Consider the following 20,434-nt stretch of genomic DNA (forward strand, 5'->3'; position numbering starts at 1 on the left):
AGTCTGAGCCGCCCGCCATACTCTCGCGAATGCCGCGAGCCGGTCAAAGGCCCCGTCAAAGCGCAACGCCCTTTGTTCTTCATGACGCTACTTCAATTTGGCAAGTGGGCTTCTTTGTGGAGCTGCTCCAGACCACAACATCGCTTTTTTGCAGTGGAACCTTGATTTTCCTGTCACCGGATTCAAATACTAATAGGTATTCCCCAAGGCGGTTTGCCATCAATGTAGGAATAATGCAGCCGATTTGCTTGGCGGGAAGTGGCATGCAAGCGTTCTTTTGCAGCACATTCACCGCGTCGCAGGCAGGCAATTTCACTATAACGACGGTATTGGTTATGCCGCCAAGTGACAATTTTTTGAAAACACTTTCAGGAATGCCCGGCCCGTCAGACGGCAATGTCAAATAAGTTATCGGCAGCGCCAGTGCCAGCACCGTGGATACCAACCATGCCTTGCGTGTATCAAAGCGTATAGCTGCTAATATTGCATTTGCGATAACTATGACTGCTATAAGTACTCCAGCAAGAGCCAGTGACGAAAGTGGACCTTCAGGCGTACGGACGCGTAACATCGCCAACAACCAGAATGAAGGCGTGACCATTAACCATGCAAGCAGAAGTGTAAAATTATGAAGAATAGGCTTGAAGACAGTGAGTGCGATAAGTATGATACAGGTCATCATCCCGATACTACTAACCCATTTAATATAGCCTGCCAGTTCTTCGTTTCCTGCATCAAGGCCAAAGCAACCGATCATAAGCAAGTAGAAAAATGCGGCAAGAAACCCGTTAAGTGCAACGCGGACACCTGGTTCCCAACGTTTCTGTGCAAGGGCCGCTGCTGCCTGTACTTCGCTGCGTAACATCCAGCTGGGAATGCTAAAGACGACAACCAATAATACGATAAGAAAAATACTAACCACGGCAATTCCAAAGAAGAACGCTGCCGAACTTTTAATGTCCAGATCAGGTAGATAGCCGAGCTGCGTAAAATAGATTAATGCAATTAGACCACCGAGGATCGCGGTCAAGTTCCAGAGCGTAGCAAATGGGCTTTCGATAACTTTATCAAGAATTCTTTCGTAGAAAGGTGGTTTTGATGAAGGAGGGAGGTTCTGTGGCGCTGTCATTGTGTGGGATTTATATCTATATTTTTGAAAGTGCTATTATTTAATAGGAATTTCCAGATGGCAATTAAATAATTGAGAACTCTTTCAAGATTCTTCGAGGTGTTGGGCAAGACCTCAAAGATTGGCGCTTTTGCACCGGCGGGCGAGTGATTTTGTCCGCTGATCTTCACAGTTGGATGGCCGTGTCGATCAGCGAGTAGATCGCCGCTGCGCGTTCGTCTTCGCCGTCGGCGCCGGCGAACAGGTAGTTGCTGCGGCCAAAGCACGCTGAGCGGAGTAGGTTCAATGCAGTCTCCATGTAGCTTATATTTCACAGGAGGATCTTAGAAACCGTTTAGAATGAATTCATGGAGAGGCTCTAGCTCTTTGTCCCAACTCGCCTACCCGATAGGAGATCGCGGCATGCCGCTCTACTTTTTGAAGCCCGTAGTTTGGAATACTAAAGGCTACAAAGGCCCGAGCGGTGAGAAGGTTACCTCTGGCTATCCCAAGGACCACGGCTTTGGGCACGAGGAATGGAACGCGTCCGAGAACTCGACCGTCCTCGTGGATGGTCGGCGTATGCGGACCTTCCACACTGAACCGTTCGGCAAACAACCCTTGGACGACTATCCCGGCGACATTTTCGTCTTCATGATTGCCTCCCACGCGGGCCACCAATACCTGGTCGGAATCGCGGGCGGCGCGACAAGCCTGATCTCCGAGCAGCACGCACAGAAGCGGCGCGAATACTCCAACAGTATCGCGGGCGGGATGGATCGCTGGGCGGAGACTTGGAGCGTCCCGGCCGTCAAAAAATGCTATGGGGACGACGTGGACAAGTTCCGGGCGCATTGGGCACAGGAGCTTCAATGGTCCGCCAATTGGATTTGCCCGCCCGAGCTGTTCCACTGGCTCGACGATCCGGTGCTCCTGAACCCACACGAGATCACCGGAAAAAATTTCCTCATAAAGATGTTCGGCAGCTACCAGAAGATATCGCGGGCAACGGCTTCGCTCATCGCCAGCTCCGTCCGACCCGCCAAGCCCAGCCCGGCGCTAGACAACATCCTGGCCAGGCTCGGCTCCGACGAGCCTGACCGAGCCACCGATATCGCCCGGATTGAGCGAGAGGAGGGGCTCGACCCGACCACACGCGAGGCGCTCATCCAAGCTCGGCTAGGGCAGGGCAAGTTCCGCCAGGACCTTTTTCGGCTCTGGGATGGCGTCTGCTCCGTAAGCGGCTGCGACGTTCACCAGGTCCTGCGCGCGTCGCACATCAAGCCATGGGCCGGGAGCAAGAACAAGGAGCGGCTCGACCCCGAGAACGGGCTGCTACTGGCCGTTAACATCGACGCCCTCTTCGATTGCCATCTGATATCGTTCGACGATTCCGGGGAGATGCTCGTCTGCCTCTCCATCTCGCCCGAACAACGAAGCCTGCTTGGTCTGCCCGCGCGGCTGCGCAGGGTTCCTAGCCCGGAGCAACGCCGCTACCTTGCACAGCATCGCGAAATATTCGCTCGGCGGGCCTCTTGAGCGTAGCTTTAAGAATGGGGCGTGGCGGATACCAACTTCCGCGGCGTCGCTTCACGGCCCCGTCTGATTAGACCCTGTGCTTAAGGGGGGCGAAAAATCCGTAACAAGCCCACGGGTATGCACTTCAACGATGTCCTTCCGCATTCATTTCTGAAATGGGAATCGCTTCGCATGTTTAGAAGGGAGCTGGCGGGCCGCGCTGAGGAAAGCGGCGCTAACTAAACGATTTGCTGTGTCTGGTATATAGCGTAATCAGGTCGACTATCTAATAGTTATCACTGAGGACGTAGAACCGTATCCAATTTACGGACCTCCTAGCGAGAAAAATTCGTCAATACTGATTTCTCCTCGAATAAAACGAGCGACTTCCTGTTCGCAGGTTTCGCTCACCTTAAGCCCTGATAGAAATAACGAAGAACGCGCGAAGTCGACTGCGTCCTGACGCCTACGTTGCTCAGCGCTCATTCCGATACTGGCCAAGGTCGCCTGTCTACGATCCTCATCATAGGTAGTGCAGCTCTCGTCGTATTCCTTACTTAGTCGAACGAGTTGCGCAGAAACGTCTTCGATATCGCACCTTGCTTGCTCTCTTTCCTGCGTGGTCGTGACGTATTCCCAGGCGTGATCGAACAGGTCGCCGAAAGTGACATTTCCTTCAATATAGCGGCCTAACAATGCGATGTGCTCAGCGTCGGGCACGCCGCCTTCTCGCTTAAAGTTGGCGAGCATGATTCCAACGCGTGTACGTCGCTCTTTCTTAGCAGTATCCATACTCTCTTCCTCCATCTAGGCGAACCACATTACCGGCAGCCGGTATCGCCGGCGGGCCGGTCATCGCACACATAGGCCCACAGGCGCGCTGTCTCTGGTCCTGCCTTCGCCGGGCGTGAGTAGCGGGTCGATGCTTATTTTGGATAGGCATAAGAGGATGTTAGTGGTCTGTCGGTAAAAATAGTCTCTAGTGAAGCTGAGGTAGCTCTGAGGTCCGTTCGGCGATTCATTACCTCTAGGGCAACTTCAACACGGTACGCACACAGGTATTCATAGAGGTGCAACTGACTAACTTCCAGCTCACTTGACGACGAACGGGCAAACAACAAACGAGCGACAAGAGCAAGAGGCCCTGCCAAGTAGTCGCGTGACTCATCGCATGGGTTTTCCAGAACTTGATCAAGGCTATCTGCAATCCTATCAAGCCAAAAATCCGAGAGCTGGCAGGGGAGGGCAGCACTCGGATGTTTATCTAGTATATCTTTCTTAAGCTCGACTAGATCCATTAATGGTGGCAAAGGTTCTTTCATCGAATTCCCCCTGGTTAGTCTCATCTACTTTGCCCCCCAGTGCGTGTGGAATCCCGCACATTGAAAATGGGTCGTAAATGCCGTGGCCTATTTTGCCCGAAAATTTGAACATGGGGTATGAATTCTGCCTCTAAAACCTCAGATTATGACGTTTATTTAAAAGCAATTGGCGGTACCATCCGTGAGTTGCGTAAGAACCTAGGTCTTTCCCAGGAGGAGCTGGCACATCGGTCTTCGATTGACAGAAGTCACATGGGGAAGATTGAGCGTGGAGAGCGAAATGTCAGTGTTGTAAATATAATACGAATTTCACGTGCATTGCATTGTGCTCCCTCCGAGCTGCTTCTGCATGCAGGAATCTAAGTAGATTCTTGCTCCTAAGCATCAGAAAATCATATTGGCGCGCTCACTTCATTTTCTTTTGGCTTTGTGTGAGAGGTGCTTTGTAGCAAGTTCTTCTTGAATGTTAGTCACGTTATCCGGTATCGCCCCCAAATCCGTCAGCGCGCGCAGTACCTCTTGATGACCCTCGAAGAATTGCGCCCACTTGCTGAATCCCCCCATTGCTCCAACAGCACGCAACAGAGCAACATGAGCGGCAGTCAAAGTTTGAACGCTGGCTTCCAGTTCGACGATCCGTCGTTCTTTCTTGGCCAAAGCTGCGGCCGCTTCAACAGCGGACTGCTTTCCGACGCGGCCACGCCATGCCCTATACTCATGCTGACGCCCTTGGTAGTCAGCCAGAAGAGCACTCCTGGACTCGTTACGCGTAATCGATGACGCAGCTTTGATAGTGGGGTGCAAACGCGCGACGGCACGTGCGGTGATGTCCTGGTCGTCCGCCAGCAGCATCTCGAGAATTCCTAGCATCGCAGCCTCGTGTTCCGGCATTGCTTTTCCCTCGCTCATTCGTCCACCACATCACGCGCACGCGGAATTGACAGATCCACCCCGTCTGGGAAGGCCCGCTCACCATCGGGTGTAACAAGAAGCCTTTGAACTCCGGCAAGCCTTTCTTCAGCATGCTGAAGCTGGTTCTTCCACCCAATGCTATTGGATGTTCGCGCCCGTATTGTCTCGATTGCTGCTCTAAATTTGCCTTCAAGGCGAATCAGATTTACCTTGTTTTCAGGCAGCCCTGTTGCGGAGAGGTGGCGGCAATTCGCAAAACATTCTAGATGTTTAGGGCAGGGGTCCACTGTGAAGGAATTTAGACAATGACCGTAGGGTGTTGCGTGAAATCCGTCCGCCTCGACGCGTAGGTATTCATACGCCGCAGCATCGCCATCCTTAGCTTGAATTCGGACGAATGCTTCAACAATAGGACCGCTGGCCTTGCCGCCTTTGATCATCTTAGCTACTGTGGTGGCCTTTTCTCCAAGCAACAGTTCAACCTCTTCGGGAATTGAAATCTGTTCAAGTTCCTCAGCTAAACTGCGATGGTCGTATTCATAGCTCTGTGCCACACTGCGGCGATTGTAGCGTTTCCAAATAATCGTATCGGCTACGCCTAACCGGAAGAGCTCAGTATTCTGTAAGTGTCTCAACATGTGGGACTCTAAACGCAATTCTTGGTCTGCCTTAGTCTTGCCATAGCGCTCGAACAGAGATGGGATCTTGTCGTGATCACCTAGTCCTATGCCCACCAAACGCGAGTCAGGACGACTTATCGAAAAGTAGCGCGTAACGTCGCAAATCCCGTCATTGCGCTCTTCGGAGAGAGAACGCTTTGGATGCAAGAAGAGCAATTGCCAAGACTGAATTACACCAGAATCGGCGGTCATTGGTAAGAGGTCCGGCATTTTGGAAGGGGTCATTTTTCGAATGTGCTCCTCCAGTTCTCCCACATTCAAATAGGTATTGTTCCAAGACATTCTTGCTTCGTCATAAATCGGAACACCTGTTGAGGTGCGGAAGCGCATACTAGTTTCGCCGGCACGCATTTGCTTTTGCAAGCGATTTCCGAACATGTAAATTGCCATATCGAGCTTTCGGGTAGATCCAAGGGACTTCTCAGCCTGAAATTTGTGTAGCTCACGTAATATGGCCGGGTCAAAATCCTTACGATACTCGTTGATAAAAGGGTCGCGTTCTATGCCAAGCCAGAATGGATTGCCACTGAGACGGGTGTAGATATCTGAGAACGGGACAACCTCGTCTTCGCGAAACCATGGCAACAGTCGACCAGTTTCGCATTGCATTTTCAACGTTTCCCGAAGCGGAGCTGTGATACAAGCAACTCTTTCCAAGGTTTCGGTCAATAGAGTACGGAACATCTCCGGTACCGCCTGTGTACTTTCCCGCAATATTCGACTGTCCGACTCTTCCTCTTGCTGCTTTTCCGCGAAGTGCCGAAGCATAAGTGCACTGGAAAATCCTCCCACTTGTCCTGAACCTTGGCCTTTCGCATCAACATAAGTTCGTTCACGCTTCCAATCGACCGGAAGGAGGGTAACCTCACCAGCGCGCAACCCAGTAATGATCATCGTGCGAGTCGCAGCGAACCGAAGTTCATCCATGAACGACTGCGGACGCTCAGTCATTACAATACGTACTAACTCCCAAAATGCTCGACGAGAGGGCAGTCGTTCGACGCGTTTACGCTCTTCCAGCTTTGAGCGAAGCTCGTCTTCGGACAGAGTCTGTCGTGATCTCACGCTGGTCACTTGAACTCTCTGTACCCCAAGCAGAGCATACATTTGGCCAGCATCACAAATATGATTGGTATCCAGGATGACCTTGACCAATCCGGCAACGAGGTCGCCAAGTTTGCCGGACGCCTGCACGGACGTTGCAATTCGAATGGCATACTGCAGGTCGTCCAATGTAAGTTCCCACGGTTCTCTTTCTACACACGTTGCCATGACGCGAAGAGGGCGCGCGATGCTTTGATAAACGTATCCAGAAGAGTTCCGTTTGACTAGTAATTGCTCGATGACTGCCGCTTTAATAAAGTCTTGCCAGGCAGACGAAAGGGCACATTGATGTAACGCTACGAGTCCGCACGCTGCGCGTTCGACATTGATGATACTGAGTGTTTTGGCATCAGTACCCAGGTCGCGCAGATAATACGCTGGGGGAGGGACATCGCCCACGCACGTCGTCAAGTTCCAACCAGCATCGTCGACAGCATAGCCGTCGCCGTTGCTCTTGAAATCCCAAGTAAGCTCCTTACTGACGGCTAACGATTTTCCGAGTTCAACGAAGGATTTGTAGTGTGGGCTCATGCACCGCCACCTTCAATTTCGTCCATGACTGTTTGAATCTCGCTGATTGTTCGTTGAAGCTGCATATAAGTTGGCGACTTTAAATCTGCCCGTGAACTTCGCTCAAAAAAAAGTACGATGTCCCGCATATCACCTAAGACCTTGCTATGCAGACCATTGTCTGTGACAGGCATAAACTTACGGCATCCGTAGCATGATGCGACTGGATTGTACGGACACGATGGTTGCCCTGAACTGCATCCACCAATGCCGGAGATCGGAATCCCATGCGGAATCGCTGCAATTTGTTGCTCATCTTTAAGTAAGGCCAGCTCGTCGGGCGAGATAAAACGGTCATGTGCAATTTTTGCGATGCGACGATACACTTCTGAAGCCCCCAATGCCCGGTTAACCCGTTCGGCATGCGAAGCAGATGTGGCGTAATAGATCAGCCCTGTGTTTGTATGAGCATGTCCCAAATATTCAGCCAATTCTTCATGACCAGCGCCGGCATCGACTAGTCGCTGTGCTGCGGTATGGCGCAAATCCGTAGCAGTGCCCAGATCATCCGAACCGGTCAGTTGGCGAACAAGCGAAGAAATTCGCCGGCTCACCTCTTGAGCGGACTTTACCTGAAAGAATTTTTCAGCGCCGTCTGTAGTGGCTTTGTCTAAATAGGCCTTTAAGTAAACAAATATCAGTACCCATTCGCGCTTGACTCGTCTTGTCAATTGGACTCGGTGCCGATTACCTCGCTGCTTAGCCATGTGAAAGGTTAGGTGAACAGCTGGATCATCTTCAATACCATCATTCCAGATTCGTACATGTCGCGCATCCAGTATGCCTATTTGCACAGGACGCATCGCAAACTGATATGCACACAACATCATTCCTGCATCAGCTAGGGCAGGGTGGGGGATATGCTCCCCTACTCGCAGGCGAGTCACCAGATCGTCTAAATGGCGCACAATTGGCGCTTCATCTTCAGGAGATAGAAAAACGTCGCCGCCTCGAACCGCCGCATATTTATCGACTGCAGGAAGGGGAAGCGTCGTGCGCAGGAAATCTCGGTAATCATGAGACCACCCATTCCAATGATATGTACATAGCAAATGCAGAATGTGTTTTGCTAGAATGTACACTCCAGCCCCCAGTTCGCGTGCGCGCATTTTAGACCATAAATTTCCGATTTCAAGTGGGCTTGCTTGTAGCAGAGCCGTTAGATCGTGGTCAGTCAGGTGATGCAGCTTGGAGAAATAGCTTGCTATGGTCGCAGCGCTGAGATCCTGTTCGAGCATCATAACAAGAGTGTGTTTGAGTACGAGAGCGCAATGAGAATTGCGTCGGACAAAGCTCACCTTTAAGCAGCGCCCGTGGAAAAAAATTTCGAAAATATTTTCTTCAGTCGGACCAGGAATTGATCGTGTTTTGTCGTCGAACTCATCGTAGTACCTGATGACAGAAGGCAGCGGCTGCAGCCTGGCACAAAATGTAGTCAATGCAGCGTCATCGATTTCTGGACTGTCCAGATCAAAAGCTAGCTGCTTTTCCATTAATATTCCTTTGGAATCGCGCGTAACAGGGCGACTCGATCATCAAATGCATTGTTCCAAATGCCCGCAAGCCGATCTTCAAAGACAGCCCGAGCATAGCGAGATGGCATTGTTGACTGGCGTGACCAACCGAAGAATGTTCTCATTTTTTGCAATGCCTCGTCCATCGAGTCGCCATGCTGAAGTAACTGATGTAGACGAACAACTGAACAGGTATGACGAAGATCATGCGGTGTAACAGTCGTCTTGCCTGTACGCGACTCTAGTTCCCTGACCACTTGAGCTGGAAGTCTACTTGATATCACAGAAAATGCCTTCGTAAGCGCCTCAGTCGATAATGGTAGGTTAGACTTGGAATTTAGCAGAAATGAGTGCTGAGGGCGGCCTCGATAATTACTAGCATATGACTCAATAATGCGTGCCGTGGTTTCGCTGGTCGGAATCTGCCTAATCGAATTCTTGGTTTTAATGCTCGGTTTGGAATAGCGAGGATCTTGGGCAGCGCTTTCGTAATCATTTTCCCGAACGTTGATCCAACACCGATCACGTCCCAGTTTTGCGTCAAAAGCGCTCTTAATTGCGTCCGCGGGAAGTAACAAAACCTCGCCGCGCCGTAATCCCTGGTGGAGCATCAGAATAAACGCCACATACACACGCCAGCGCGTCTGAACGCGAGGAAACGGATTATCTTTGGATTCGGGGTCTAAGATCTGATACAACACCTCAACGGTAGACGCCGGCAACGAACGGAGCATTTCTGGCGTATTTCGCTTCTTCACGCGGAACTGGCTGTACAGGACTGCTAGTTGATGAAGTCGGCTTTCGATCAGGCGCAATGTCCTGTGAGTGTCGCTTTTTGCTATCCAAGACACAATCGAGGTCACAAAACCAAATCCTACTTGCCAGCGTGTCTCATCAGCTTCTGTCGTCACGGCTTGATTGCGGATGGAAATGAACCATGATTCAAGCATGTCAGCCAGGCGGCAATCATTCAATGTGCCAAGCGCGTCGTCCAGTGAACCGTGTCCACATAGTTCATCAGCGTGTTGGTATAGATTTTCGATGTAGCGCAGCTTCTTTATATGTGTCGAGTCCGCCAGGGCGCCAGCGACTGCGGCTGACCATACGACTGTCCAATAGCGCGGCAGACCATGCCGGTCAACCAGAACCGGACCGGAAAGGCTCGAAGGGATGTGCGCATCGGCAAGTTGAATTAGCATCAGCATCCTAAGTTCACCGCAACACCTAAACATACCATTAATCGGGTATGCGATTTGGTACTTGAGGAAAATACGCAACAGCTCGTTAACTACCGTCCCTTCGCATAATTTATATTATGTAAAATAAAGGATTGAAGAGAGAACTCCTCTTCTCGGCTGAAAGCACTCTAAAACATTCCCTTGCCGCTATTGTCGGGCATGCTCAGTGCCATTGCCCAGCCCACCACGTCGAGATTCTATATAAGAAATCACACAATGTATTCGGATTAGCCAGCTTTTTCTCTGTAATCGTCAAGTGCATACTTTGTGCTCAGGTTCTGGCCACAGCATGGCCAGGCTTGGCGTAACAGACAAAGATAACACGACGATAGAAAGGAAAAGCAAGTATGCAAATCAATCGCAATATCGATCTGACCTTCGGCCTCGATGGCAAGGTGGCGATCGTGACCGGCGCTGCCGGCGACATTGGCAAAGCGACCGTGGCGCTGCTTGTCGCGCACGGCGTCAAAGTCATCGCTGAAGATATCAAGCCAGCCGTCAGCGAACTCGCGTGCACCGGACAAGTCGTCGCCCTGGTGGGCGATGTGGCTGAGGAAGAAACGGCGAAGCGCGCCATAGCGTTGGCGCTGGAGCATTTCGGCACAGTTGACATTCTCGTCAATAACGCCGGGCGAACCATGAACAAAGCAGTCCTTGAGATGAGTGTCGCGGACTGGGACGGCATTATGGCAGTCAATGCGCGCGGTACCTTTCTTCATATCCGCGAAGCATTGCGGATCATGCTGGACCGCGGCAATGGAGCGATCGTCAACGTTAGCTCCATCGTCAGCGAAGTCGGCATGCCGCAGACGGCGGTGTATGCAGCGTCCAAGGGCGCAATCGCCCAACTGACCAAGGTGGTTGCCGTCGAATATGGCAATCGTGGCATCCGCGCTAACGCCGTCGCGCCGGGTGTCGTCGAAACCGGCATCCTGGACGGTATGGTCGAAGACAGTCGTGCCACCCTGGCCAGCTATGACCATCTCCATCCCATCGGCCGGGTTGGCCAGGCCTCGGAAATCGCCAGGGTCATCGTGTTTCTGGCGTCGCAGCACGCCAGCTTCATCACCGGCGCCACCATCATGGCGGACGGTGGCTATACCGCACAATAAATCCACATCCTCATAGAGAGAATTATCATGTCAAAAAGAAAACATATTCTGATTATTGGCGCTGAACGCGGTCTTGGCCTTGGCCTCGCCCAACAGTTTTTTGACCGTGGCTGGCATGTAGTCGGCACCGCCCGCCATGGAGACAACGTGGATGCGCTGACGGCTGTGGGCAGCCAGGATGCGGCCCGCCTCGGGCTTGCTTACATAGACGTGACCCAGGCTGAGCACATCGATGAACTCGAAAAGTCACTGGGGGAACGTCAATTCGATGTCATTTTCATGAATGCCGGCATCTTCGGAGCGCTGCACCAATCGGTGCTTGAAGCGACCCCTCAAGAAGTCACGCAAATTATGATGACCAATGCGATTGGCCCGGTGCGCATCGCACGCCGGCTCAGCGCCCGCTTGACTGGCCCTGCTCCGACCATTTGCTTCATGTCATCGTACCGCGCCAGCGTCAGCGGTAATGTCGAGGGAGGATTGGAACTCTATCGAGCCAGCAAGGCCGCGCTGAACATCCTGGCGCGCGGCCTGTACGCCGATCTCAAAGGCAGCGGACGCACTGTCCTGAGCATCCATCCGGGATGGGCAAAAACCGACATGGGCACCCTCGATGGCACGGTCGAGGCGGAGATCGATCTGGAGTCGAGTGTCAGTGGCGTTGCCGCTGTTGTCGAACGTCATATGGGCTGCAAGGATCACCTCTTTCTTGACTACCAGGACCAACCGTTGGCCTGGTGAACACCGTATGCATTTCAAGAAGAAAAACGCCGCTGCGAATTGTTACGCAGCAGCGTTTTTCTTGGTTTGTCAGCCATATCAGACAGTTCTGCTAGCGATGCCGCTATCGTCAATTACCCGATGGCATGGATGCGGCGCACGCGTTATCGTCATGAAAGTTGATACATTCATTAAGTTTTGATGCACAATCTGTGTACATCCAGAGGGAGGAGAATAAGGTGCGCGGTAATGAGTTCACGGAACTGAAGGTCTTTTCCTGCGTTGCCAATCAGCAAGGATTCGCACGCGCCGGAGAAATTCTTTCGATGTCCGCTTCGTCGGTAAGCCAGACCGTGCGTGAGTTGGAAGCGAGGGTTGGCATACGCTTGCTGAATCGAACGACAAGAAGCGTTTCACTGACCGAAGCCGGCGCACGTTTGCTGGAGCGCCTCACGCCGGTGCTGCATGAACTCGATGCCATGCTGGAGGACCTCGCGGATCTGCGAGATACGCCTACGGGGAAAATCAAACTGGTTACCCCCAGGATTGCGTTCACGGATTTGCTTGAACCCTTGCTTGGTGAATTCTGCGCCGCTTATCCAGAGATTGTCCTGGACATCACGGTCGATGATTCGATAAAAGATCTCGTCAAGGGCGCGTTTGATATCGGCATCAGACTGGGAGAATATCTTGAGGACGATGTGATCGCTTTCCCTGTAAGCCCTCCCCTCCGGCAAATTGTGCTTGCATCGCCCGCCTACATTGCCTTGCACGGGCATCCCGAACATCCGCGCGATCTTCACCTGCATCGCTGCATCAACTGGCGTCAACACGGTACGCAAGGACACTATCAATGGGAGTTTGAAAAGGGAACGCAAAAGCTGGCGATTGAAGTAAAGGGACCGCTCACCATCACCGACCGCAGCCTGGCTGTCTCTGCCGCGTTGCAGGGAGTGGGGATCATGATGTGGGCCGAACATCGTTTGCAGTATCTCGTCGACGAAGGGAAACTTGTGCCTTTGCTCAGCGACTGGTGCCCGACATTTCCCGGTTTCTTTGCCTACTATACGAAACAACGGCAAATGCCGCTTGCACTGAGAACCTTGATAGACTTCATGCGTGCCAATAGCAAAACCTGAAGCGATTTTCCGTGTCGGCATAGACCACCACAGTGCAAGGTGTTTGAATAGCTGGCCACCACATAGCCTAGCGGGTAACTTTCAGTAAACGCTGCTGCCAGCGATGCGGCGTTGTACCCTCACGCCGTTGACACCCTGCAGTGCCTGTCCTATAGTGGTCGGCTTGATAATGAATGAGAATGAGAATCATGTTCGTGAAGATGAAAAAATGGCTCATCTGCAATCCGCTGGTGGCCGCAGCCGTTTTATCGGCCAGCTTGCTGGCGGGCGGCGCGCAGGCGCAGGGGGCTGACCAAGGGGCTGAAGCCAGGCAGTTGTGGCAGTTGATTGATTATGTGGCCGTCGATTACAGCGGCGCCGTCGAGCATGGCAAGGTGGTCAGCGAGGCGGAATATGCAGAGATGCTCGATTTCACCGAGAACGCAGCCACGCAGATCACCGCCCTGCCCGCCCATGCTGCCAAGGCTGGCGTTGCCGCCGCCATCGCCGACTTGCGCGCGGCCGTGGTCGCCAAGGCCGATGCCGCCGAGGTCAAGCGCCTGGCGCACCACGCGAATGCCTTGTTAATTAGCGCCTATCCGATACCCGTAGCGCCAAAAGCGTTGCCGAACCTGACCCGCGGCGCGGCCCTGTATGCGGCCCAGTGCGCTTCCTGTCATGGCGCGGCCGGCGCTGGCGATGGTCCGCTGGCGGCCAGCCTGGAACCTAAGCCGATCGCTTTTACAGACCCCGAGCGGGCGCAGTCGCGCAGCCTGATGGCGCTGTACCAGGTGATTTCGCAAGGCGTGGCCGGTACTTCAATGGCCAGTTTTGCCACCCTGTCCGACAGTGACCGCTGGGACCTGGCCTTTTTTGTAGGCAATATGTCGCATGACGCTGCGGCGCGCGCGCACGGCGAAAAATTGTGGAAGGAAGACGCCCGCGCCAAGAGCCTGTACACGGACCTGGCCGCCGTGACGACCCTGACGCAGGAAGCGGCGGCGGCCAAACTGGGCGAAGATGAAGCCCAGGCGCTGACAGCTTATCTGCGCAGCAATCCTGGCCAGGCCGAGGCGCACAAGCCGGCCGGCCTGGCCTTGTCGCGCCTGCGCCTGGCCGAAAGCCTGGCCGCCATGCATGCAGGCGACCGCGCGGCGGCTACGCGCCTGGGCCTGTCGGCCTACCTGGATGGCTTCGAGCCGATCGAACCGATGGTCGGCGCGCGCAATAAATCCCTGTTGCTGGCGGTGGAAAGCGCCATGCTGGCGTATCGCTCAGCCGTTGCCAAGGGCACGGTGGCCGAGGCCGATGCGGCCGGCGACAAGCTGCATCAATTATTTACCCACGTGGAAGCGGAACTGGGCGACGCCAAGGCAGACCCGATGACCACCTTTGTCGGCGCCCTGACGATCTTGCTGCGCGAAGGCGTGGAAGCATTGCTGATCGTGATCGGCATTATCGCCTTCTTGCGCAAGGCCAAGCGCAACGACGTGCTGCCTTATGTGCATGCGGGCTGGATCAGCGCCCTGGCAGCTGGCGGCCTGACGTGGGTGGCGGCAACTTATCTGGTGACGATCAGCGGCGCCAGCCGGGAAGTGAGCGAAGGACTCGGTTCCGTGTTTGCAGCACTGGTTCTGCTGAGCGTGGGCTTGTGGATGCACCAGAAGAGCAGCGCCGGACGCTGGCAGGAATATTTGCACGCAAAACTGTCTGCAGCCATGTCGCGCCGTTCCGCCTGGGGCCTGTTCGCGCTAGCCTTCATCGCCGTCTACCGCGAAGTGTTTGAAACCGTGCTGTTTTACTCGGCGCTGGCGGCCGACGGCAATGGCGGCGCCCTGCTGGGCGGCTTCCTAGTGGCAATCGTGTTGCTGGCCGTGATCGCCTGGGTCTTGCTGCGCAGCAGCGCCCGCATGCCGATCGGCAAATTCTTCTCGCTGACCTCAGCCTTCGTGGCCGTACTGGCCGTGATACTGATGGGCAAAGGCGTGGCCGCGCTGCAGGAAGCTGGCTGGGTAGGCGTGAACCCCGTCGATTTCATCCGCGTCGACATCCTGGGCATCCTGCCTACTTTGGAAACCCTGGCAGCGCAAGCAGCCATCCTGGCCATCGTCATCATCGGTTATGGCTGGAACCGGATCGCTGCTGGCAAAAACAAGGTCGCCTGATCTTGCCAGATGGTGGCACGGGGAGTTGCCCGTGCCGCTGTTGGCGCTTCCTTGCACGTCGGTATGTCAACTTTAAAAACGACGCCCTATGAATGATTTTGAACAATTCTCTTACCGCCACATTAGTACTGCGTTGGCGAACATCGATACGCCGACCATCCCGGATATCTACGCCTTGTCATTTTTCATTGAAGATAACGACGACGATCCGCGTTATCCGGTTCTGCAACTTGGCTACAACACACTGACGCATTGGACGCAATGCACGCCCTCGGCGTCCAATGCCGAAGAAGCAAAATGGAACTTCGCTTTCTGGCTTCAGAACGAATTGATATACATAGCCGAACCCGGGACGGAAGGCGGGAAAATGCTGGAAGAGCTACTGAAGGCACGCGGGCTTTGGTACTCAGATGAAGATGAAAAAGCCGACTTTGACCGGTGTATGCGCATAGCCAGCGACATTACAGCCTACTTTGTAGACGCATGTGTTCGGATCGCACGGGCACTGCATGAAAACGGCGTTATCGAACAGTGCTTTTCACGGCCGATCCCGATTGTCGTGCATGAACTCGAATACTATGACGAGATTGCTGCACAAACCCGATTGGCCAATCCTCCAGGTTTGGCGAAGGAATTTGAAGACTGGATCGCCAGCCTGTAACAGTTTGTGGCCGCTATGGGCGGTGGCGATACTTTTAATATTTGATTTGGCAGTGCTATGTCCTGCGCCGACGCTAGCATGGGCCTAGTGCAGCCTTTGTATAGAAATTCCTGGCAAGAAGCCCGCTGATGTATCACTGCATCAGCGGGCTTTTTCAATCAGGCTTTGAACTGGGCGGAACGTGTGCGGCGCGCAGTAAAACCCAGCAAACCCAAGCCGATGAGCAGCATGGCATAGGTCGATGGTTCCGGCACGGCTGACACCAGGCCATCGGTGGCAGCGAAGCTGGTGAAACTATTGCTTCCAACCTTGAATTGCGCTTGCTGGCCGCCATCGCAGCAATTTTCCAGGCCATAGATGGTCAAGGTATGGTTACCAGCCGATAAATTACCGGAGCCGCTCAAGAACTGGCTCGAGTTATTGTAATTGTCGCCCCACCACATATCATTCGTTTTGTAATCCAGCGCCACGCCGTCGAGGAAAACCGCACCACCGTTGCCAAAATCCACGCCGGCACGGAAGCTCCAAGCACCTGCATCGGCCGCGCTGACGCCAAAATTGATGGTCGATCTGAATGCGATGTTCTTGCCACTGCCGAACAGGCTACTATTGGTGACGTTATCGTAGTTAGCAATCGTCGTCGTACCATAGCCTGCGCCCGGCGTGGCGACGGCCGCATCGACGACGGACTGGTAAGCTGCCGCGCTAGCTTGAGTCCCGGCATCCGAAAAGCCGGTAGAGAACGTGATGGTGCTGGCGTTAGCCTGCACGAACGTGGCGAAAGCAATCAGTGACAGGGCTATTTTAGGAAAATTTTTCATTGTGTATCCAGTGAGGGCATGGGAGCGCTTCAACTGAAGCTACGCAATTTTAGGGCGTGTCAGCGGTGCGCTGGCAATAACGAGGGAATGAGCGGCCGGTGGGATGATCTCCCGCAAAGAAGAGCGGGGGCACAACGACAATGTGTATGCGTTGCAAGTGTTCTGGCAAGGGTTCGGGTTACCAAGACTAGATCAAACGGTTGACGGATCAGGTGAGAATATGCTTGTATTCTAGCCTAATTATTAAGAAAAGTATTTTTTATTACCAAAAATTCTTTAACGCAACATTATAAGGCTCTGTTGACAGGCCAAGATCAGTCTGTTTTAAGACGTACATTGTTTTTTTCACTATGGGAAACGTCAATGCTGTCTCATTGTGTATCGTTCTTCTCATACCAAGGCCCACCACACAATGTAACAGCATGGCATATATGATATAAAAAATCACCCCATAGAATGAGTTCAATTCATTTTCTAGTGAGAGTTTTGTGTGGTCGCATCTTGCGACATCATAAATGATGCGCCGTAAAATGGCTATTACAGGCTAAAGTTCAGGTATCTTGATGAAGTTAAAGACTACTTCCAGGGTACTGCAAGCAATCAGTATTTTAATTTCGTTGCAAGGCACTCCTCACTTTATTCAAAAAACCTGTGCGCTCTACAGGTTTGATAATAAAGTCGACCACTCCGATTTTCAAACATTCGTTGACTATATTGTGATCACTATTCCCGGTCACAATGATGAGTGGAATTAAAGCCCACCTAGGCACGGCCTTCAAGTGCTGTGCAATCTCTATACCATTTACGCCTGGCATTAAAATATCCATGATAATCAGATCTGGCAGCTGCTTGCGTATCGTTGACAACACTTCGCTTGCTCCGTGCGCCACCAATATTTGATAGCCAGCCTCCTCAAGAATGTCACCCAATAGTTTACACATGAATTCATCGTCGTCAACTATCATAACAATAGGCAATGTCTTAACTGAGTCAAACGTGATTTTTCGTTCGGCAACAGCAAGTCCTCCTCCCATAGGCTGGTTTTGAAGTTCCTGAATATCAGGCGTTCCTATAGCTCGCTTGATAGACACGCACAGTTCTTTAAATATTTCATCAGGTTTCTGCCAGGTGGAATCGGGCTGGGTTATCACGCCACGATCAGCCAGATGGCTAAGTGCTAGATGAATGGACATCGCCAAACGATGACGATCATAGTACATCGGCCAAAACAAAACATAATCGTCAAACAACTTTTTCCGGCAAGCCTGGTAGCTCGCTGCCACGTTGTCCTTGCTACTCAAGATGATAGTCCGATGCGGATGGAGAGGCAATTTCGCGCTTTGTCGGTAGAGTGACAAATAATTACGCTCCGATTTTTCGAGAGTGTCAAATGCCAGGATCAAAACATCGGCTGGCCTTGCATCGAATTCGGCAGCCATATTTTCTGGATCGCTAGACAAGCTGATATTATCGAATTCTCCATCCAGTACGTCACGTACCTGTCCAGTATCGCGCATGGTGTCACTAAGGATCAAGATTGGTGAGTGAAATGTTTGCCGAATTTTCATATGGTTTCAGATTGTCCGACAACAAAGAACGCTCTTGCTCATTGTGTATCGATACGGTGAAATGGTGATCGTGAAGTTTCGCTGATCCGCTGTAATCTTTACATATAGACGAAGTACCGCTAATTCTGGCCCCTCCAGAATCTGAGCAAACATATTTCCCGTATAAACGAGAACACCAGTCACACCAGTCTGCCCGTTTTTACGATGAGACGTTACCAGAATATCTTGTACCTGAGCCTCCGATATCGTAACGGCGGTGTGAGCAAGGTAAAAAATACGTATCATCAGGAATCATTCCTTTCATACGCCACAACGTAGTAATTTCTCCGATCGGCATAAATTTTGGCGTTTTAAAAAAACTGCGGCAGGTAAATTTCGCCATGGGAAAGCACCTTCCATCCTGCCTTATCTTCACCGGTTTTCACTATTTCATGATGGCTTAATAGGCAATGTTTCCGCTTGAAAATTACTGATATAATAATTCAATTTATAGAAACAATTTATAAGAAGTCTATAAAATCATCTTCGCCAATTTAATTTTACTTATGGAAGTAATCGAATGAATCATAGTACTCTCATTTCACATAAGTACTACCTACTTCTTAAAAAATATCTATCTCCAGGATACGATTTATAGATTAATACATTTTTAGTCAATCTGTTAAAAATGATAAAATTATTATTTTAATAGTGCACTCTGATATCTGGATACATTATCCATAATCATATTTCCGCGTCGCTCTTCGGTAGCGCGTCTTCTGCCAAAAAGACAAGGAGAATTATGCTGCTAACGTGGCTCAAGGGGATACTGGCACTCATGAACTGTTCGGGATGAAAGGTAGCTATTGGCTGTAGACCGCGTGTATTGCTTGGAAATAGGAGCAGCTGCTTATGTTGGGCAGCATTTACAGCTTTCACTATGCTGATTACAGGATCGCTATACGCATGGCGCATCGGCACTCATATCAACTTTATAGGAGAAAAATTAATTCTAAAGACAGTATTTTATTTAGTTGACAACTGTTCTGCGGGGAATGGAAATTTTTACAACCCAACCGATTTCAGATTGATTTTGAATACTAAGTGATCCTCCATATGAGACAACACTTTGTTTAGCTATTGCCAGAATTAAGCTAGAACCGATTCTATCTCTGTCAATTTGAGTCGATTGTGAATGCGTGGAATCCACCTCTTGTGAGTCAACGTCACTGCAATTATCTTTTACATCGATCTGAATTTGATCACCAGATGCGTAAACAGCAAGAACAACATGATTATTTAGTTGTGTGAACTTAACCGCATTTTGTAAAATTCGCACTAAGGAAATTAGTAGCAGTGAGCGATTTCCCGAAGTTGCCAAATCAGGATCGACAGGCATCAACCTTAATTCACATTTTATATTTTCACAACTCAGCTCAGCAGAAGATAAAACTTCGGCAATAAATGATGAAATTGGAAATGTATTTAGAACGATTTTTTGCCTGACTATCTCATTAATATCATCAACAGAGCTATCGATAAGCCTTCCCAAATTAAGTATACTTTTTTCAAGTATAACTCCTGTTGATCCGGATAGATTTAATCTGCTAGATTTTGCTGCAGTAAATGCTAACGACGTTGTGCCCAGAAGATTGCGTAACTCATGCACGAAGTGCCTTAACCGATCGTTATTTTCTTTCGCTATTTTATTCGCCTCGATCAAGTCACGCTGATAGCTAAATTCAGTAACCGCATCCGCGGTTGCATTCTCTAAACATCGACTCAAAGTCCGAAATTCGTGTATGGTAAAGGTAATTTTCCGCTCAATTGCCAGATCTGTTATTGACTGGCAAAGGTCACCATAATCATGAACAACCTGCTTAACTGAAAAGCCAAGAGCCAGCAGCTCTCGAGCGTGTTCCACGGCTGAGATAGCTATTTCAGAAAAAGCCAAATCTCCATTTTCTGGTCCTGAAATCCCAAATGCAACGATCGATTGCGATGTATTTTCAGCCGCTAATGTTCGAATCAATTGATCCAGGAGCATTGGCACCCCATTCAGCAGTTGAAGCTTGGAGGCCATTCGTCCAGGCCGAAGCGCTACTTTCTCACGACATCGAGCAGCAAGATTTGTTCGATTATTAATGAGGAACTCATACATCATTGTATGCTCCTATGGGTTTAATTTTCTGCAAGCAACTTGATACCCAAAAAAGCATCCCAGCACCAATTCATATTAGCATAAATTGCAAAAAAAACATTTAAAAATTAAATCTTTTTGATTTGGTATGAAAATTGCCAAGCATGACTAATTCTTTGCCGCT

Annotated in this window: 18 protein-coding genes; 7 read left to right on the top strand and 11 right to left on the bottom strand. The window is 51.2% G+C overall.

The window, feature by feature from the left end:
- Positions 1-79: 79 nt before the first annotated feature.
- Positions 80-1,129 (bottom strand): hypothetical protein, encoded by a 1,050-nt coding sequence (locus tag HDE75_RS24345; protein ID WP_183681871.1) that lies wholly within the window; start codon positions 1,127-1,129, stop codon positions 80-82.
- Positions 1,130-1,531: 402 nt separating this feature from the next.
- On the opposite strand from HDE75_RS24345, the gene HDE75_RS24350 reads away from it, so the two are divergent.
- Positions 1,532-2,647 carry an HNH endonuclease gene (locus HDE75_RS24350; RefSeq protein ID WP_183681868.1) on the top strand — a complete coding sequence of 372 codons (1,116 nt, stop codon included), beginning with the start codon at positions 1,532-1,534 and terminating at the stop codon, positions 2,645-2,647.
- A 303-nt stretch (positions 2,648-2,950) separates the two neighbouring features.
- On the opposite strand, the gene HDE75_RS26885 is transcribed toward HDE75_RS24350, so the two are convergent.
- Both HDE75_RS26885 and HDE75_RS24360 read right to left on the bottom strand, forming a co-directional pair.
- A complete protein-coding gene (locus HDE75_RS26885; protein ID WP_260174332.1) occupies positions 2,951-3,418 on the bottom strand; it encodes an antitoxin VbhA family protein in 468 nt (155 codons plus the stop codon).
- A gap of 134 nt (positions 3,419-3,552) precedes the next feature.
- Positions 3,553-3,948, bottom strand: coding sequence for a hypothetical protein (locus HDE75_RS24360; protein WP_183681865.1), 396 nt, complete (start codon positions 3,946-3,948; stop codon positions 3,553-3,555).
- Positions 3,949-4,065: 117 nt separating this feature from the next.
- On the opposite strand from HDE75_RS24360, the gene HDE75_RS24365 reads away from it, so the two are divergent.
- Positions 4,066-4,311, top strand: coding sequence for a helix-turn-helix domain-containing protein (locus tag HDE75_RS24365; protein ID WP_183681862.1), 246 nt, complete (start codon positions 4,066-4,068; stop codon positions 4,309-4,311).
- Between the two features lie 48 nt (positions 4,312-4,359).
- Here the strand turns inward: HDE75_RS24365 and HDE75_RS24370 are convergent, their stop codons facing one another.
- Genes HDE75_RS24370 through HDE75_RS24385 form a run of 4 tightly spaced genes read right to left on the bottom strand, consistent with a single transcriptional unit; the run spans position 4,360 to position 9,927 of the window.
- On the bottom strand, positions 4,360-4,857 hold the full coding sequence (locus HDE75_RS24370; protein ID WP_183681859.1) for a hypothetical protein: 498 nt from the start codon (positions 4,855-4,857) through the stop codon (positions 4,360-4,362).
- On the bottom strand, positions 4,854-7,175 hold the full coding sequence (locus tag HDE75_RS24375) for a hypothetical protein (protein ID WP_183681856.1): 2,322 nt from the start codon (positions 7,173-7,175) through the stop codon (positions 4,854-4,856). The genes HDE75_RS24370 and HDE75_RS24375 overlap by 4 nt, the downstream gene beginning before the upstream one ends.
- A complete protein-coding gene (locus tag HDE75_RS24380; protein ID WP_183681853.1) occupies positions 7,172-8,707 on the bottom strand; it encodes a site-specific integrase in 1,536 nt (511 codons plus the stop codon). The genes HDE75_RS24375 and HDE75_RS24380 overlap by 4 nt, the downstream gene beginning before the upstream one ends.
- A complete protein-coding gene (locus tag HDE75_RS24385; protein WP_183681850.1) occupies positions 8,707-9,927 on the bottom strand; it encodes a site-specific integrase in 1,221 nt (406 codons plus the stop codon). The genes HDE75_RS24380 and HDE75_RS24385 overlap by 1 nt, the downstream gene beginning before the upstream one ends.
- 386 nt (positions 9,928-10,313) lie before the next feature.
- On the opposite strand from HDE75_RS24385, the gene HDE75_RS24390 reads away from it, so the two are divergent.
- The 5 genes from HDE75_RS24390 (at position 10,314) to HDE75_RS24415 (ending at position 15,742) form a co-directional block, all read left to right on the top strand.
- A complete protein-coding gene (locus HDE75_RS24390; RefSeq protein WP_183681847.1) occupies positions 10,314-11,078 on the top strand; it encodes an SDR family NAD(P)-dependent oxidoreductase in 765 nt (254 codons plus the stop codon).
- A gap of 27 nt (positions 11,079-11,105) precedes the next feature.
- Entirely contained in the window at positions 11,106-11,819 is a 714-nt protein-coding gene (locus tag HDE75_RS24395; protein WP_183681845.1) for an SDR family oxidoreductase, read from the top strand.
- A 218-nt stretch (positions 11,820-12,037) separates the two neighbouring features.
- The gene (locus HDE75_RS24405) at positions 12,038-12,937 is read left to right on the top strand and encodes a LysR family transcriptional regulator (RefSeq protein WP_183681840.1); all 900 of its coding nucleotides are present in this window, start codon (positions 12,038-12,040) and stop codon (positions 12,935-12,937) included.
- Between the two features lie 188 nt (positions 12,938-13,125).
- Entirely contained in the window at positions 13,126-15,081 is a 1,956-nt protein-coding gene (locus HDE75_RS24410; RefSeq protein WP_183681837.1) for a cytochrome c/FTR1 family iron permease, read from the top strand.
- A gap of 88 nt (positions 15,082-15,169) precedes the next feature.
- Positions 15,170-15,742, top strand: a complete 573-nt coding sequence (locus HDE75_RS24415; protein WP_183681834.1) for a hypothetical protein — start codon at positions 15,170-15,172, stop codon at positions 15,740-15,742.
- Between the two features lie 158 nt (positions 15,743-15,900).
- On the opposite strand, the gene HDE75_RS24420 is transcribed toward HDE75_RS24415, so the two are convergent.
- The 4 genes from HDE75_RS24420 to HDE75_RS24435 form a co-directional block, all read right to left on the bottom strand.
- Positions 15,901-16,563: a CCXG family PEP-CTERM protein gene (locus HDE75_RS24420; protein ID WP_183681831.1), complete on the bottom strand. Its 663-nt coding sequence runs from the start codon at positions 16,561-16,563 to the stop codon at positions 15,901-15,903.
- A gap of 608 nt (positions 16,564-17,171) precedes the next feature.
- Complete coding sequence (locus HDE75_RS24425) at positions 17,172-18,131, bottom strand: response regulator (protein WP_183681828.1); 960 nt, start codon at positions 18,129-18,131, stop codon at positions 17,172-17,174.
- 6 nt (positions 18,132-18,137) lie between these two features.
- Positions 18,138-18,416 carry a BLUF domain-containing protein gene (locus tag HDE75_RS27050; RefSeq protein ID WP_183681825.1) on the bottom strand — a complete coding sequence of 93 codons (279 nt, stop codon included), beginning with the start codon at positions 18,414-18,416 and terminating at the stop codon, positions 18,138-18,140.
- 724 nt (positions 18,417-19,140) lie between these two features.
- Positions 19,141-20,274 carry a sensor histidine kinase gene (locus HDE75_RS24435; protein WP_183681822.1) on the bottom strand — a complete coding sequence of 378 codons (1,134 nt, stop codon included), beginning with the start codon at positions 20,272-20,274 and terminating at the stop codon, positions 19,141-19,143.
- Positions 20,275-20,434: the final 160 nt, after the last annotated feature.

The sequence above is a fragment of the Janthinobacterium silvisoli genome, from assembly GCF_014200725.1.
GTDB lineage: Bacteria > Pseudomonadota > Gammaproteobacteria > Burkholderiales > Burkholderiaceae_D > Janthinobacterium.

Bases quoted from the DNA above. Each gene is read 5' to 3' on its own strand.
- HDE75_RS24420 (WP_183681831.1), bottom strand. From the start codon at position 16,563: ATGAAAAATTTTCCTAAAATAGCCCTGTCACTGATTGCTTTCGCCACG.
- HDE75_RS24390 (WP_183681847.1), top strand. From the start codon at position 10,314: ATGCAAATCAATCGCAATATCGATCTGACCTTCGGCCTCGATGGCAAG.
- HDE75_RS24375 (WP_183681856.1), bottom strand. From the start codon at position 7,175: ATGAGCCCACACTACAAATCCTTCGTTGAACTCGGAAAATCGTTAGCC.
- HDE75_RS24360 (WP_183681865.1), bottom strand. From the start codon at position 3,948: ATGAAAGAACCTTTGCCACCATTAATGGATCTAGTCGAGCTTAAGAAA.
- HDE75_RS26885 (WP_260174332.1), bottom strand. From the start codon at position 3,418: ATGGATACTGCTAAGAAAGAGCGACGTACACGCGTTGGAATCATGCTC.
- HDE75_RS24345 (WP_183681871.1), bottom strand. From the start codon at position 1,129: ATGACAGCGCCACAGAACCTCCCTCCTTCATCAAAACCACCTTTCTAC.
- HDE75_RS24365 (WP_183681862.1), top strand. From the start codon at position 4,066: ATGAATTCTGCCTCTAAAACCTCAGATTATGACGTTTATTTAAAAGCA.
- HDE75_RS24380 (WP_183681853.1), bottom strand. From the start codon at position 8,707: ATGGAAAAGCAGCTAGCTTTTGATCTGGACAGTCCAGAAATCGATGAC.
- HDE75_RS24370 (WP_183681859.1), bottom strand. From the start codon at position 4,857: ATGAGCGAGGGAAAAGCAATGCCGGAACACGAGGCTGCGATGCTAGGA.
- HDE75_RS24395 (WP_183681845.1), top strand. From the start codon at position 11,106: ATGTCAAAAAGAAAACATATTCTGATTATTGGCGCTGAACGCGGTCTT.
- HDE75_RS24425 (WP_183681828.1), bottom strand. From the start codon at position 18,131: ATGAAAATTCGGCAAACATTTCACTCACCAATCTTGATCCTTAGTGAC.
- HDE75_RS24350 (WP_183681868.1), top strand. From the start codon at position 1,532: ATGCCGCTCTACTTTTTGAAGCCCGTAGTTTGGAATACTAAAGGCTAC.
- HDE75_RS24435 (WP_183681822.1), bottom strand. From the start codon at position 20,274: ATGATGTATGAGTTCCTCATTAATAATCGAACAAATCTTGCTGCTCGA.
- HDE75_RS24415 (WP_183681834.1), top strand. From the start codon at position 15,170: ATGAATGATTTTGAACAATTCTCTTACCGCCACATTAGTACTGCGTTG.
- HDE75_RS27050 (WP_183681825.1), bottom strand. From the start codon at position 18,416: ATGATACGTATTTTTTACCTTGCTCACACCGCCGTTACGATATCGGAG.
- HDE75_RS24385 (WP_183681850.1), bottom strand. From the start codon at position 9,927: ATGCTAATTCAACTTGCCGATGCGCACATCCCTTCGAGCCTTTCCGGT.
- HDE75_RS24410 (WP_183681837.1), top strand. From the start codon at position 13,126: ATGTTCGTGAAGATGAAAAAATGGCTCATCTGCAATCCGCTGGTGGCC.